The sequence below is a fragment of the Pseudoalteromonas sp. 120-MNA-CIBAN-0494 genome (genome assembly GCF_040308885.1).
Taxonomy (GTDB): domain Bacteria; phylum Pseudomonadota; class Gammaproteobacteria; order Enterobacterales; family Alteromonadaceae; genus Pseudoalteromonas; species Pseudoalteromonas nigrifaciens.
On sequence record NZ_JBEOOE010000028.1, the window covers coordinates 31852 to 45229 of the forward strand.

Below are 13378 nucleotides of genomic sequence, written 5' to 3' on the forward strand. Positions count from 1 at the left end.
CTTATTTTAACAGCCCGCATATCATATCAGCTTGTTCAATTTGGAGATTAAATTATGCCGTCAATTGTTGTTGTAGGTGCAAACTGGGGTGATGAAGGCAAAGGCCGCATCGTAGATTTTTTAGCTGAGAACGCATCAGCAAGCATTCGCTTTCAAGGTGGTAACAACGCCGGTCATACCGTTGTGAATGATTTTGGCACCTTTAAACTACACCAATTACCTAGCGGTATTTTTAATCCTGATTGCATAGCAGTACTTGGCCCTGGCATGGTAATAAGCCCTAGCGCCTTAAGTGAAGAAATAGCCGAAGTTAAAGCCGCTGGCGTTAATGTAAAGCTGTGTATTTCTGATCGTGCCACTTTATGTCTGCCTTTACATGCCCTTGAAGACACCCTTGAAGAATTACGTTTAGGCGACGCTGCTTACGGCTCGACTCGCCAAGGTATTTCGCCAGCGTATGGCGACCGAGTAATGAAAAAAGGCATTTTAGTGGGTTGGTTAAATCAGCCTGACGTTTTACTAGAGCGTATTCAATTTATGCTTGATTGGAAAATGCCACAGCTAAAAGCCTTATATCCAAGTTGTGATTTTTCGCAAACAGCTGAAGAAATGACGCAGTGGTTACTCGATGTTACCGCGCCTTGGCGTGCATTTATTTGTAATGTAACAGAGCCGTTAAAAGCACTACAAAAACAAAATGCTAATTTATTATTTGAAGCTCAGTTAGGTGCAGGTCGCGATTTAGTCTATGGCGAATACCCTTACACTACCTCTTCAAACGTAACGGCTGCTTATGCAGGCATAGGCAGCGGTTTACCAGCGCTTCGTCCTGAACGTGTTGTTGCGGTAGCAAAGTCGTTTAGCTCATCAGTAGGTACGGGTACTTTAGTTACTGCAATGGAAGAGCAAGACAATTTTCGTGAAAGCGCTAACGAATATGGCGCAGTAACTGGCCGCCCACGGGACATGGGCTACTTTGATGCAGTTGCCACGCGCAATGGTGTTGAACTACAAGCTGCAACCGAAATTGCTTTAACCAAAATTGATTGTTTATCGGGTATGAAAGATTTAAAAATCTGTGTTGCCTATGACGGCGATCATAGCGAAAACCCAATTTGGCCACAAACAGCTGCATTAAGCCCTGTATATGAAAATATGCAACCTTGGGATGAAGACATTACCGGTTGTCGTACCTTCGACAGTCTACCAATTGCAGCGCAACAATACGTTGAGCGCATTGAAGCGTTAATGGGCGTACCAATAACTATGGTGTCTGTTGGTCCTGAGCGCGAACAGATGATTATTCGCTAAATAGCGCTATTGTGTTTAAATAACTGTTGGGTTTGCATGTAACCCAACAGTTATTAATAAAGGTCACACTGCGCGTGGCTGATTTTATGACCTTAACCACATAATTATTTTAACTTATTCTTACAGCCCTAGCCCTGCCATAAAGTCGTCATCATCACTATCTTCTGCTTCTTTTTCAGCTTTAGCCTTGGCTTTTTCTGCTTTTTGTTTTGCTTCGTTTTCGATGATGTCGTCGGGATCTATTGCTTCGACAATGTCAAAGTCGTGTAATTTAATAAACTCAGTTTTATCCATTGCCAGCTCTAAATAAAATATATTTTGCTTACTGGTGGTAAACGTTACGCGGCGCGCTTGTGGGCGATCCATTGTGGTATCTACAGAAATTTGTACCTGTTTATTAATTGCCATCATTTTTGGCTGATTTTGGGTAATAGAGGTATGTAATTGCTCGCGTACTTTAGAGGTAAAGTCACCAACTATTTGGTTCATTAGCTCGCCTAATACGTTGGATACATCGTCAGACAAATGACTATGTGCTATTTCTTCCTCGGGCATACCCATGTTACGCATGTAATCGCCATAAATTTCCATTGCCGCTTGCGATGTGAAATTAGTAATTACTAGGCCAGTAAAGCCACCATCAAATAACACAAAACAGCCAATATCTGGGCGCATACAAGTACGAGTAATTTTTTGCACCATAGCGGAGTAACTAACACTATTGCCACTGGCCGATGTGAGTACCCCTGTAACCGAGTGACAAAGGGTTGCCAATATATCATCGGTGCTAATAACTTTACTTTTGCTCATTTAATAGTCTCATTTATACTTATTTTTCATTATTCTAGCCAAGCTACTTAATTTATCACTGACTATCCAGCATAAAATGTTAAAATAGCGCCATTATTTTCAAAGAGACTGGCTTCGTGACCATTAAAGACAGTATTTATGCCTCTGAGCAACAAGTTAAAGACTTTAGTTTTGATCAAAACGTAGTCGAAGTTTTTCCTGATATGATCCAGCGCTCTGTGCCGGGTTACGCCACTATAGTAAGTACTATGGGTAAACTTGCCGGTGAGTATGCGCAAAGTAACTCTAATCTTTACGATTTAGGCTGCTCGCTGGGCGCGGTTACATTAAGTATGCGCCGTAATATTCGCACCGATAACTGCCATATTATTGCAGTCGATAACTCACAAGCTATGGTTGAGCGTTGTAAGGTACATTTACAAGGCTTTAAGTCAGAAGTACCGGTTACCGTTACTTTAGGCGACATTAACGAGCTTGAAATTCAAAATGCTTCAGTGGTGGCAATGAACTTTACGCTGCAGTTTATTCCGCATGCACAGCGCCAAGCAGTCCTTGAAAAAATATACGCCAACTTAAAACCCGGCGGTGTATTGCTGCTGAGCGAAAAAATAAAAGCCGAAAACGAGCTGTGCGATAATTTACTAATTGACCTACACCACGACTTTAAACGCCATAATGGGTATTCGGAGCTTGAAATAAGTCAAAAGCGCACCGCTATTGAAAACGTAATGCGCCCAGATACGCTAAGCACGCACTTTACCCGCTTAAAAGACATTGGCTTTAGCCAAACTCAGGTGTGGTACCAATGTTTTAATTTTTGCTCAATGATCGCAATTAAATAAAGAGAGTAAGTAATTTATGTCTCAATGGTTTAACCAATTTTACGCTGCTATTGCACAAAGCCCACTTAGTCACTGGCTAGAAACTCTGCCTGCGCAATTAAAACATTGGCAGTTAGAGGCAAGTCATGGCGACTTACCACAGTGGCAAAAAGTGCTTAAAAATTTACCTGAGGTTAAAACTCAGCATGTTGATACTACTACTCAGGTAAAAATTGGCACTCCGGGTGAAATGACCGATGGTGAGCAAAAACAAACCCTGCATTTGTTAAAGCGCATGATGCCATGGCGCAAAGGCCCATTTAGTGTTCACGGTATTGAAATAGATACAGAGTGGCGCAGCGATTGGAAATGGGATCGCCTGCTTCCACATATTGAGCCACTCAAAGGCCGCACAGTGTTAGATATTGGCTGCGGCTCGGGCTATCATTTATGGCGTATGCGTGGTGAAGGCGCTCAGTTTGTAGTAGGCATTGACCCTTCTGACTTATTTTTGTGTCAGTTTCAAGCTATAAAACACTTTAATCCCGACGAAAACGTACACTTATTACCACTGGGTGTTGAGGCACTACCCGAGTTAAAAGCATTTGATACGGTATTTTCGATGGGGGTACTTTATCACCGTCGCTCGCCTATCGACTTTTTAGCGCAATTAAAAGCACAACTGCGCCCCGGTGGCGAGCTGGTACTAGAAACCTTAGTCATTGAAGGCGACGAAAATACAGTGCTTGTACCCACTGATCGCTATGCAAAAATGCGTAATGTATGGTTTATTCCAAGCACTGCGGCATTAAAACTGTGGATGGAGCGCGTGGGCTTTAAAAACGTACAAATTAAAGACTGCGCAATTACTACACTAGATGAGCAACGCAAAACAGCTTGGATGGAAAACGAATCGTTAGTCGACTTTTTAGATCCAAACGACACCAGTAAAACCATTGAAGGTTACCCAGCACCACTACGTGCTATTTTAACTGCTAAAGCATAGCGTTAACGGCAACATCAGCAAACAATAAAAAACGCCTACGGGCGTTTTTTTGTTTATTTAGCCAGCAATTAGCGGACAAGTGTCCTGTTAATTATTTCAATACTATATTTACGCTAGCCGCGGTTACGCAATTGTTGTAAAATACGCGCGTTTCTAAGCAACCCAAAACAACTATTTTGAGGAAAACCTGTGAGCGAACAAAAACAGTCTCTAAGCTATAAAGACGCGGGCGTAGATATCGACGCTGGTAATGCACTTGTTGAGCGTATTAAAGGTGTGGTTAAAAAAACTCGTCGTCCTGAAGTAATGGGCGGTATTGGTGGTTTTGGCGCACTTTGCGAAATTCCAGCAGGTTATAAGCAACCAGTATTAGTTGCCGGCACTGATGGTGTGGGTACTAAGTTACGTTTAGCTATCGATCTTAAAAAGCACGACACTGTCGGTATCGACTTGGTCGCTATGTGTGTAAACGATTTAATTGTTCAAGGTGCTGAACCGCTGTTTTTCCTAGATTACTATGCAACAGGTAAGCTAGACGTAGACACTGCCGCAGACGTAGTAACCGGCATTGGTAAAGGCTGTGAAATTTCTGGCTGTGCCCTTATTGGTGGCGAAACCGCAGAAATGCCTGGTATGTACGACGGCGAAGACTACGACATGGCTGGTTTTTGTACCGGTGTTGTAGAAAAATCAAAAATTATTGATGGCACTAAAGTAGCCGCGGGCGATCAACTTATTGCCCTTGCTTCAAGTGGTCCGCATTCAAATGGTTTCTCGCTAATTCGCAAAGTACTTGAAGTATCTAACGCAGATACAAGCGCTGATTTTGAAGGCAAAACATTAGGCGAAACATTGCTTGAACCTACTCGCATTTACGTTAAACCACTGCTTGAGTTATTCAAGCACGTTGACGTACACGCGCTTTCGCACATTACCGGTGGCGGCTTTTGGGAAAATATCCCACGCGTATTACCTGCCTCTGCAAAAGCAGTAGTAAAAGGCGATAGCTGGCAGTGGCCACCTATTTTTAACTGGTTACAAGAAAACGGTAACATTACTACGCATGAAATGTACCGCACATTTAACTGTGGTGTAGGCATGGTATTAGTTGTTCCAGCCGACAAACTTGAGCAAAGTTTAAGCATGCTAAAAGACTTGGGCGAAAACGCATGGCACCTTGGTGAAATTCAAGACGCAGCGCCTGGCGAAGAGCAAGTTGAAATTGTAGGTGGCGCTAAGTAATGGCACCCACTCGTCTTGTAGTTTTAATTTCAGGCGGTGGCTCTAATTTACAAGCCATTATTGATGCCTGTGAAAGTGGCGAGATAAATGCGCAAATAGCGGCTGTTATTAGTAACAAAGCAGACGCTTATGGCCTTGAACGTGCTAAGCAAGCTGGCATTGCTACACAAGTGCTGAGTCATAAAGATTTTGACTCACGCGAGGCCTACGATACACAGTTAATGAGCATCATTGACTCTTTTATACCGAATCTAGTTGTATTAGCTGGGTTTATGCGTATTCTTACTCCTAACTTGGTGCAAAAATATATTGGAAAAATGTTGAACATTCATCCATCTTTGTTGCCTAAGTACCAGGGGCTGAATACCCACCAAAGAGCAATTGATGCAAATGATGATGTTCATGGCGTAAGTGTTCATTTTGTAACTGAAGAGCTAGACGGAGGTCCGGTTATACTTCAGGCAAAAGTACCTGTACTCAAGGATGATACAGCAGACACATTAGCAAAACGCGTGCACGAACAAGAGCATATAATTTATCCTTTGGTGGTCAAGTGGTTCAGTGAACACAGACTAACTATGGAAGCAGATTATGCAGTTCTTGACGAAACAAAACTTCCTGCACACGGCGCGCAGTACCCACAATAAAAAAATAAGTGCCCTGCTATTATGTGTGGGCACTTTACTTCCAACTAGCCTTATTGCCGGCGAATTGACACAGTACGAAGCTAAGTATGATATTTTACGCAAAGGTAAAAATCATGGTGAAGCCGTGCGTGAACTCAAAAAGATAAGTGACGATAACTACGAGTTAACCTATCACAGCAATATTGAGTGGATGATTTTTTCTGACTCACGCCAGGAAACCTCTAAATTTACCTTTAAAGATGGCAAAGTGAGCCCGCATCATTATTCAATGATCCGTACCGGCACTGGTCCTGATAAAGATTACAACATTGATTTTGACGCACAAAAAAAAGTCGTTAACAGTAGCCGCAGCGAATACCCGCTTGAGTGCGAATGGACTGATGACTTTCAAGATGCTATTTCGTATCAGGTACAAGTGCGCGAAGGTTTGAAAAAAGGCGAAACCAGTTTTTCATTCCCGTTAATCGATAAAAAAGGTAATCGCCGCGACTACAATTTTGAAGTTGTTGCAACAGAGATGATTTCATTACCTATCGGCAACGTAGAAGCAATTAAAGTAAAACGCTTATACGATAATGACAAACGCCAAGCACTTGCTTGGTTTGCACCAGAAATGGATTACATGTTAGTGCGTATGTGGAAAGGTGAAAAAGGAATGGAACAATTTGAAGTGCAAATAAACTCATTTACCGTGACAACACCTGTCATTGCCCCACCTGCTGATATTAAAAAAGTAACAAGCCCAGAGTAAGCAATTATTTTTAGCTACAAATGGCTTTATTACTATTAGTTTATATCTTTATTACTATTAGTTTATATAAAGCGCGATGCAAATCGCGCTTTTTTTATACGTTTTTTTCGCGATTAAATCTAAAAGTTAAGCTTTATTATGCTTCACTTTGCTGCTGCGCAGAAGCTGGCAAGCCAAGAACTCGATCGAACGCCCATGTAAAAACAATTGCATAAACAAAAAAGAATATAAAAAATCCAAGGTTCGCTATAAACGCACTAAGCACTGAAATTTTCAACCACAGCGCCATAACCGGCACTAAAATTAAAACAAGGCCACCTTCAAAGCCAATTCCGTGTAATAAGCGACGATTGAATGAGCGACCTTTTATTGTTTGCTGAGACTCCCAGCGCTCAAATAACGCATTAAATACATAGTTCCAGCTAAGTGCTACGCTGGATAATACAAAAGCGAGGCCTATCGCTGAAGTTGCTGATTTATCAAACATAAAACTTATAATAGGGCCAACAAAAGCAATGGCAAATAATTCATACAACACAGCTTGTAGAATACGGCGTTTTTTAGGAGTCATAATATAATTCCGATAATAAATAATGTACTGGGTCAGCTCAATATAAAAGCCCGCGTCTACTTTACTACAATAATTTTTAGCGCTCTCAACTAAGCGCTAAAGGCAAAAAACAAGCTTAAATCAATTCACCCATCTTAAATAATACAAACTCACCCGGCTGCATTTTTTTCCAGCGCTCGTCGTTAGTCAGTGGTTTTGTTGCTATAACACTAACAATATCGTTGGGCGTGGTTTCTTCGTTAAAATCGACCACCATGTCAGCATCAATCAAGGTCGCTTTTCCAAAGGGCGCACGGCGAGTTATGTAATGTAAGTTATTGGTACAGTAAGCTAAAACAAATACGCCATCGGTCAGCAGCATATTAAAAACGCCCTTTTCACGCAGTGTATGCGAAAGCGTTGCTGCATAACGAAATACCGATGCCATATCCTCTGGCTTATTTGGGTACTTAGTGCGTATTTGATCCAGCAGCCAGCAAAAAGCCAACTCGCTGTCAGTATCGCCAACAGGTCGGTAATGATCAGGCTTTAAATCATGGTAATTAGATAACTGGCCGTTATGCGCATAAGTAATTTCGCGCCCCCACAGTTCACGCGTAAACGGGTGCGTGTTTTCAAGGCATACTTTACCGCGGTTACCTTGGCGAATATGGCTAATAACGGACACACTTTTAATCGGGTATGCTTTAACTAACTTCGCTATTTCTGACTGGTAGCTCGGCTGCGGATCTTTAAAGGTTCTGCAGCCTTTGCCTTCGTAAAATGTAATACCCCACCCATCTCTATGTGGCCCAGTATTACCGCCGCGCTCCAGCAGCCCCGAAAAACTAAAACAAATATCTGTAGGCACATTCGCCGACATGCCAAGCAATTCACACATAAAATAAATAACCTTTAAACCACGTATTAATAAATAACGTTATATTTTTATATTAAGCGTACACTATTTAGTTGTGTGTACGGGCGTCTATATTTACTTAAAAAATAACATTTTACTATTAGATTAAATTTTTTTTGTCGCTATGAATGCATAGACTAAAGCTGTAACTTACTTTATTAACGCTGACTCTATTAAATGAGCTGCTTTTTTACGGTTATTTCGATTAAAATTTAACTACGTAAGGTACTTGAAACTTAGCGTTACTAACGCTACTCTAACTAAGGTGGTCTGACCTCTAATAAGGAATTAGCAATGACACTCATATTTACACTCGGTTTAATCGCACTGCTCAGCGCAGCGGTTTACCACAGAGCAAGTTGGAACACCGCACTTGGTGTTTCTATTGCAACATTATTAATTGGTACCTTTGCGGGTGCTTTTGGTTTAATTAGTTGGATAATATTTTTAATTATAGCGGTGCCTCTCTCTGTTACTGGTATTCGCCAGCAATATATTGTTAAGCCTCTTTTTACTATGTTTAAAAAAGTAACGCCTAGCATGTCTGATACTGAAAAGTCAGCCATTGATGCCGGTACAACATGGTGGGAAGCTGATTTATTTTGTGGTAACCCAGATTGGAAAAAGTTACACCAATATCCAGTGCCTAAGCTAACTATTGAAGAACAAGCCTTTATCGATGGCCCTGTTGAAGTAGTGTGTAGTATGCTCGATGACTGGGAAGCAACACACGAACTTACCGATCTTCCTCAAGATGTATGGCAATATCTAAAAGATAACAAATTTTTTGCCATGATCATCAAAAAAGAATATGGCGGTTTACAGTTCTCAGCATTTGCACAGTCGTGCGTACTACAAAAGCTAACCAGTAAATCAACCTTACTTTCGTCAATTGTTGGCGTACCAAACTCATTAGGTCCTGGTGAATTACTCCAGCACTATGGAACAAAAGAGCAAAAAGACCATTACTTACCGCGCCTTGCCAGTGGCCAAGAAATTCCATGTTTTGCATTAACCTCGCCAGAAGCAGGTTCTGATGCAAGCTCAATTCCAGACTACGGTGTAGTATGTAAAGGACAATGGAAAGGTGAAGAAGTTGTAGGTGTTAGCCTTACATGGAACAAGCGTTATATTACGCTTGCACCTGTGGCTACGGTACTAGGGCTTGCATTTAAATTACAAGATCCTGATGGTTTAATTGGTGATAATAAAGAGCCTGGCATTACCTGTGCACTTATTCCAACCGATACTCCAGGGGTTGAAATTGGTCGTCGCCACTTCCCGCTTAATGTGCCGTTTCAAAATGGTCCTACGCAGGGTAAAGATATATTCGTACCGCTTGATTACATTATTGGTGGGCCAGATATGGCAGGCCAAGGCTGGCGTATGCTGGTTGAGTGTTTATCGGTTGGCCGTGCAATTACATTGCCGTCAAACTCAGCCGGTGGCATTAAAATGATTGCTGTTGCAACCGGTGCCTACAGCCGTATTCGTCGCCAGTTCCGCTTACCTATTGGTAAAATGGAAGGCGTTGAAGAGTCGTTAGCAAAACTTGCTGGTTATGCATATAGCTCTGATGCTGCAGTAAGCATGTCTACCGGTGCGGTAGATTTAGGCGAAAAACCTTCGGTTGTTTCGGCTATTATTAAATACCACCTTACAGAACAAATGCGTGACTCTACCCTGCACGCCATGGACGTACTTGGCGGTAAGGGCATCATGCTTGGGCCAAATAACTATTTAGGCCGTGGTTATCAAGGTGCACCTATTGCGATTACCGTTGAAGGTGCCAACATTTTGACCCGTAATATGATTATTTATGGTCAAGGTGCAATTCGCTGTCACCCGTTTGTACTTACCGAACTAGGTGCGTGCGAAATTGAAGACCGTGAAGAAGCGCTAAACGTATTTGATAAAGCATTAATGGGTCACATTGGCTTTACCATGTCTAACCTTGTGCGCACTAAATGGCTCGCGTTAACGGGTGCTCGTTTTACAAGTGTGCCGTACAAAGACGAAACCGCTGAGTTTTACCGTATAGCGTCGCGCTTTAGTGCATCACTTGCACTTATGTCTGACATTAGCATGGCAGTATTTGGTGGCTCACTAAAACGTAAAGAGCGTATTTCTGCTCGCTTAGGTGACTTACTAAGCTACCTATACTTAGTGTCTGCAACGCTTAAACGTTATAACGACGAAGGCCGTAAAAAAGAAGACTTCCCGTTAGTACAGTGGAGCTGTCAAGATCACCTGTATCATTGTCAACGCGCACTTGCTGATTTAATTAATAACATGCCTTCTGCTCCACTGCGTGGCGTATTAAAAGTATTGTTATTCCCGTTTGGCCGTCCGGTTCGTAAACCTACCGACCAACTTGAACACAAATTAGCGCAAATACTACAAGTACCTAGCGAAACGCGTAATCGTTTGGCAAGCTATGTGTATTTAACAAATGAGCCGCTTAACCTTGTAGGCCGTCAAGAGCAAACGCTTAAAGACGTACTTGAAGTTGAGCCATTATTTGACCGTGTATGTAAAGAAAAAGGCCTTAAACTGCCATTCTTTCAGCTTGATAAAGTAGCGCGAATGGGTCTTGAGGCTGGTATTTTAAGCCAAGCAGAAGCTGACAAGTTAGCAGCTGTAGAACAAGCTCGTTTAGACGTTATAAACGTTGACGACTTTGATCCTGCTGATTTACTCGCTGGTAAAGCAGCTCGTAATAATAAACCTAAAAAAACTGATGCCGCTAAATAAGCCCAGCATCTACTTTTAAGTTATAAAAGCCAGCACATTATGTGCTGGCTTTTTTATGTGTAAGATTTTGATACACTTTTGTTGTACATAAAACCAGCTACTTATTGCGTTTAAAAACTGTTCAGGTAAAACTGCTATAAATACTTTAACCTAAATTCGGGTTATAAAAACAACAGTAAAGGAACGTAACAATGAAGCAAATTATTAAACTTACAATAATTACATGCGCAGTTACCCTAGCGCTCTCTGGTTGCAGTGAATCAACCAACTCATCCTCATATACAGCCCCGCTAACCAGCTCTAAAGCGCATGTAAAAGAACTGAGCACCTACTCAGCTGAAACATTTTTTGATACCACCTCAATTATGGGGAGTAGCTTTTCACCCCATGGCGATAAAATTTTAGTCAGTAGTGATGAAAGTGGCATTTACAGCCTATATGAGGTTAATGTCCAAACAGGCGGCAAAACTCGCTTAACCGATTTTACCGACAGTACCTACCCTATCCGCTATTTTCCAAATGATGAGCGAGTGTTGTTTACCAAAGACACGGGCGGTAACGAACGCTTTCATATTTATGTACGCGAAACTGACGGCACAGTAAAAGACTTAACCCCTGGGGATGAAACCCGCGCTAGTTTTGCCGGCTTCACTAAAAATGCCAGCCAATTTTTTATTACCAGCAATCAGCGTGATGCTAAGTTTATGGATTTATATCGCGTTAATAGTAAAACCTATAAAGTGACGCCGGTTTATCAAAATACTTTAGGACTAAATGTAGGTGCAATAAGCCCAAATGGTCGTTTTATTGCGCTGTCTAAAAGTAATAGCAACAAAGACAGCGATACCTTTATTTTAGATACTTATACTAAAACACTAAAGCCACAGTTAATTTCAAAACACCATACACCTGCTCAATACAGCCCTGAAACCTTCTCTGACGATAACAAATACTTATACTACTCTACAGACGCTAAAGGCGAGTTTTCGCAGATGTGGCGTTATGACCTAGCTTCTGGCGAGCACAGCCCAGCTTTAGCCGATGACTGGGACGTAAGCTTTATTTATTTTTCAACGTCGGGGCGCTACCAGGTGAGTGGTGTGAACGCCGATGCCAGCACTAAAGTAACCGTGATCGATACGCAAACGAATAAAGAAATTGCCATGCCTAAGCTACCGGCAGGTAATTTACGGGGTGTGAGCTTTTCAGCTGATGAGCAAAACATGGCCTTTTATTTAAATTCAGACACTGCACCTAGTAATTTATTTGTATGGCAAGTAGGCAGTAATAACACGCAGCAATTAACTAATACCCTCAGTAAAAAAATTAATCAAAACGATTTAGTGCAAAGCACTATAGTACGCTTTAAGAGCTTTGATGGTTTAGAAATACCAGGTGTTTTATATAAACCCAAGCAAGCGAGTAGCACCAACAAAGTGCCTGCGTTAATTTGGGTGCACGGTGGGCCAGGCGGACAAAGCCGTACCGGTTATAGTGCGATGCAACAGCATTTGGTAAATCATGGTTACGCCATTTTTGCAGTTAATAATCGAGGCAGCTCGGGCTATGGTAAAACCTTTTTTCATTTAGATGATAAAAAGCACGGCACCGATGACCTACAAGATATTGTATACGGCAAAAAACATTTACAGAGCTTAGAGTGGGTCGATACCGATAAAATTGGCATTATGGGTGGTAGCTATGGCGGCTTTATGACCGCGGCAGCCTTTGCCTTTGAACCCGAAGAGTTTAAAGTTGGGATTAATATTTTTGGAGTAACCAACTGGGTACGTACACTTAATTCTATTCCACCTTGGTGGGAGAGCTTTAAAAAGTCGCTGTACGATGAAATGGGCGATCCGGCAACAGACGGTGATCGTCACCGCGCCATTTCACCGTTATTCCACGCTAGAAACATCATCAAGCCACTTATGGTTATTCAAGGCGCTAACGATCCGCGCGTGTTACAAGTTGAAAGTGATGAGCTTGTCGCTGCAGTTAAAGCCAATGGCGTACCAGTTGAGTATGTATTGTTTGACGATGAAGGTCATGGTTTTAGCAAAAAAGAAAATCGGATCACGGCATCAAACGCTTACTTGAAATTTTTAGAGCAGTATTTAAAAGCTGAATAAGTTTGCACTGATTAATTTATGCCTGCATTTTTATGTGCTAAGAAATGTAATTTATGATTTTGATTGTATTCAACTTGTTATTGAGGAAATAACAAGTGGCGGAGTGGACGGGACTCGAACCCGCGACCCCCGGCGTGACAGGCCGGTATTCTAACCAACTGAACTACCACTCCGCAGTGGTATGTGCATGGGGTAATGCACTTACTAATTTTGTTACTGATATCAAATGGCGGAGTGGACGGGACTCGAACCCGCGACCCCCGGCGTGACAGGCCGGTATTCTAACCAACTGAACTACCACTCCGCAGTGGTATGTGCATGGGGTAATGCACTTACTAATTTTGTTACTGATATCAAATGGCGGAGTGGACGGGACTCGAACCCGCGACCCCCGGCGTGACAGGCCGGTATTCTAACCAACTGAACTACCACTCC

The 13378-nt window shown here is 42.1% G+C and carries 11 protein-coding genes and 3 tRNA genes; 8 read left to right on the forward strand and 6 right to left on the reverse strand.

Annotated features, from left to right (window positions below):
- The first annotated feature begins 54 nt into the window (after positions 1-54).
- Positions 55-1311: an adenylosuccinate synthase gene (locus tag AAEY55_RS14450; protein WP_011328609.1), complete on the forward strand. Its 1257-nt coding sequence runs from the start codon at positions 55-57 to the stop codon at positions 1309-1311.
- A gap of 120 nt (positions 1312-1431) precedes the next feature.
- Here AAEY55_RS14450 and AAEY55_RS14455 read toward each other — a convergent pair whose 3' ends face one another.
- Positions 1432-2121: a DUF3334 family protein gene (locus AAEY55_RS14455; RefSeq protein ID WP_011328610.1), complete on the reverse strand. Its 690-nt coding sequence runs from the start codon at positions 2119-2121 to the stop codon at positions 1432-1434.
- Positions 2122-2237: 116 nt separating this feature from the next.
- Between AAEY55_RS14455 and cmoA the strand changes: the two genes are divergently transcribed.
- The 5 genes from cmoA to AAEY55_RS14480 all read left to right on the forward strand — a co-directional run bounded on the left by cmoA (position 2238) and on the right by AAEY55_RS14480 (position 6588).
- Positions 2238-2963, forward strand: coding sequence for a carboxy-S-adenosyl-L-methionine synthase CmoA (gene cmoA / locus AAEY55_RS14460; RefSeq protein ID WP_350551899.1), 726 nt, complete (start codon positions 2238-2240; stop codon positions 2961-2963).
- A gap of 16 nt (positions 2964-2979) precedes the next feature.
- Positions 2980-3948, forward strand: a complete 969-nt coding sequence (gene cmoB, locus AAEY55_RS14465) for a tRNA 5-methoxyuridine(34)/uridine 5-oxyacetic acid(34) synthase CmoB (RefSeq protein WP_193038492.1) — start codon at positions 2980-2982, stop codon at positions 3946-3948.
- A gap of 189 nt (positions 3949-4137) precedes the next feature.
- Complete coding sequence (purM, locus tag AAEY55_RS14470) at positions 4138-5190, forward strand: phosphoribosylformylglycinamidine cyclo-ligase (RefSeq protein WP_011328613.1); 1053 nt, start codon at positions 4138-4140, stop codon at positions 5188-5190.
- Entirely contained in the window at positions 5190-5837 is a 648-nt protein-coding gene (gene purN / locus AAEY55_RS14475) for a phosphoribosylglycinamide formyltransferase (protein ID WP_011328614.1), read from the forward strand. Before purM ends, purN begins: the two co-directional genes overlap by 1 nt.
- Positions 5782-6588, forward strand: coding sequence for a DUF3108 domain-containing protein (locus tag AAEY55_RS14480; protein ID WP_080516814.1), 807 nt, complete (start codon positions 5782-5784; stop codon positions 6586-6588). The genes purN and AAEY55_RS14480 overlap by 56 nt, the downstream gene beginning before the upstream one ends.
- 136 nt (positions 6589-6724) lie before the next feature.
- Here AAEY55_RS14480 and AAEY55_RS14485 read toward each other — a convergent pair whose 3' ends face one another.
- Together AAEY55_RS14485 and AAEY55_RS14490 are read right to left on the reverse strand one after the other, a co-directional pair.
- Positions 6725-7159: a PACE efflux transporter gene (locus AAEY55_RS14485; RefSeq protein ID WP_350551902.1), complete on the reverse strand. Its 435-nt coding sequence runs from the start codon at positions 7157-7159 to the stop codon at positions 6725-6727.
- Positions 7160-7274: 115 nt separating this feature from the next.
- A complete protein-coding gene (locus AAEY55_RS14490) occupies positions 7275-8039 on the reverse strand; it encodes a class II glutamine amidotransferase (RefSeq protein WP_011328617.1) in 765 nt (254 codons plus the stop codon).
- A 312-nt stretch (positions 8040-8351) separates the two neighbouring features.
- Between AAEY55_RS14490 and fadE the strand changes: the two genes are divergently transcribed.
- Together fadE and AAEY55_RS14500 are read left to right on the forward strand one after the other, a co-directional pair.
- Entirely contained in the window at positions 8352-10811 is a 2460-nt protein-coding gene (gene fadE, locus AAEY55_RS14495; protein ID WP_350551904.1) for an acyl-CoA dehydrogenase FadE, read from the forward strand.
- A 191-nt stretch (positions 10812-11002) separates the two neighbouring features.
- Entirely contained in the window at positions 11003-12943 is a 1941-nt protein-coding gene (locus AAEY55_RS14500) for a S9 family peptidase (RefSeq protein WP_350551907.1), read from the forward strand.
- 96 nt (positions 12944-13039) lie between these two features.
- Here AAEY55_RS14500 and AAEY55_RS14505 read toward each other — a convergent pair.
- The 3 genes from AAEY55_RS14505 to AAEY55_RS14515 form a co-directional block, all read right to left on the reverse strand.
- A tRNA-Asp gene (locus AAEY55_RS14505) sits at positions 13040-13116 on the reverse strand.
- 54 nt (positions 13117-13170) lie between these two features.
- Positions 13171-13247: transfer RNA gene (locus AAEY55_RS14510), tRNA-Asp, on the reverse strand.
- A 54-nt stretch (positions 13248-13301) separates the two neighbouring features.
- Positions 13302-13378, reverse strand: a tRNA-Asp gene (locus AAEY55_RS14515).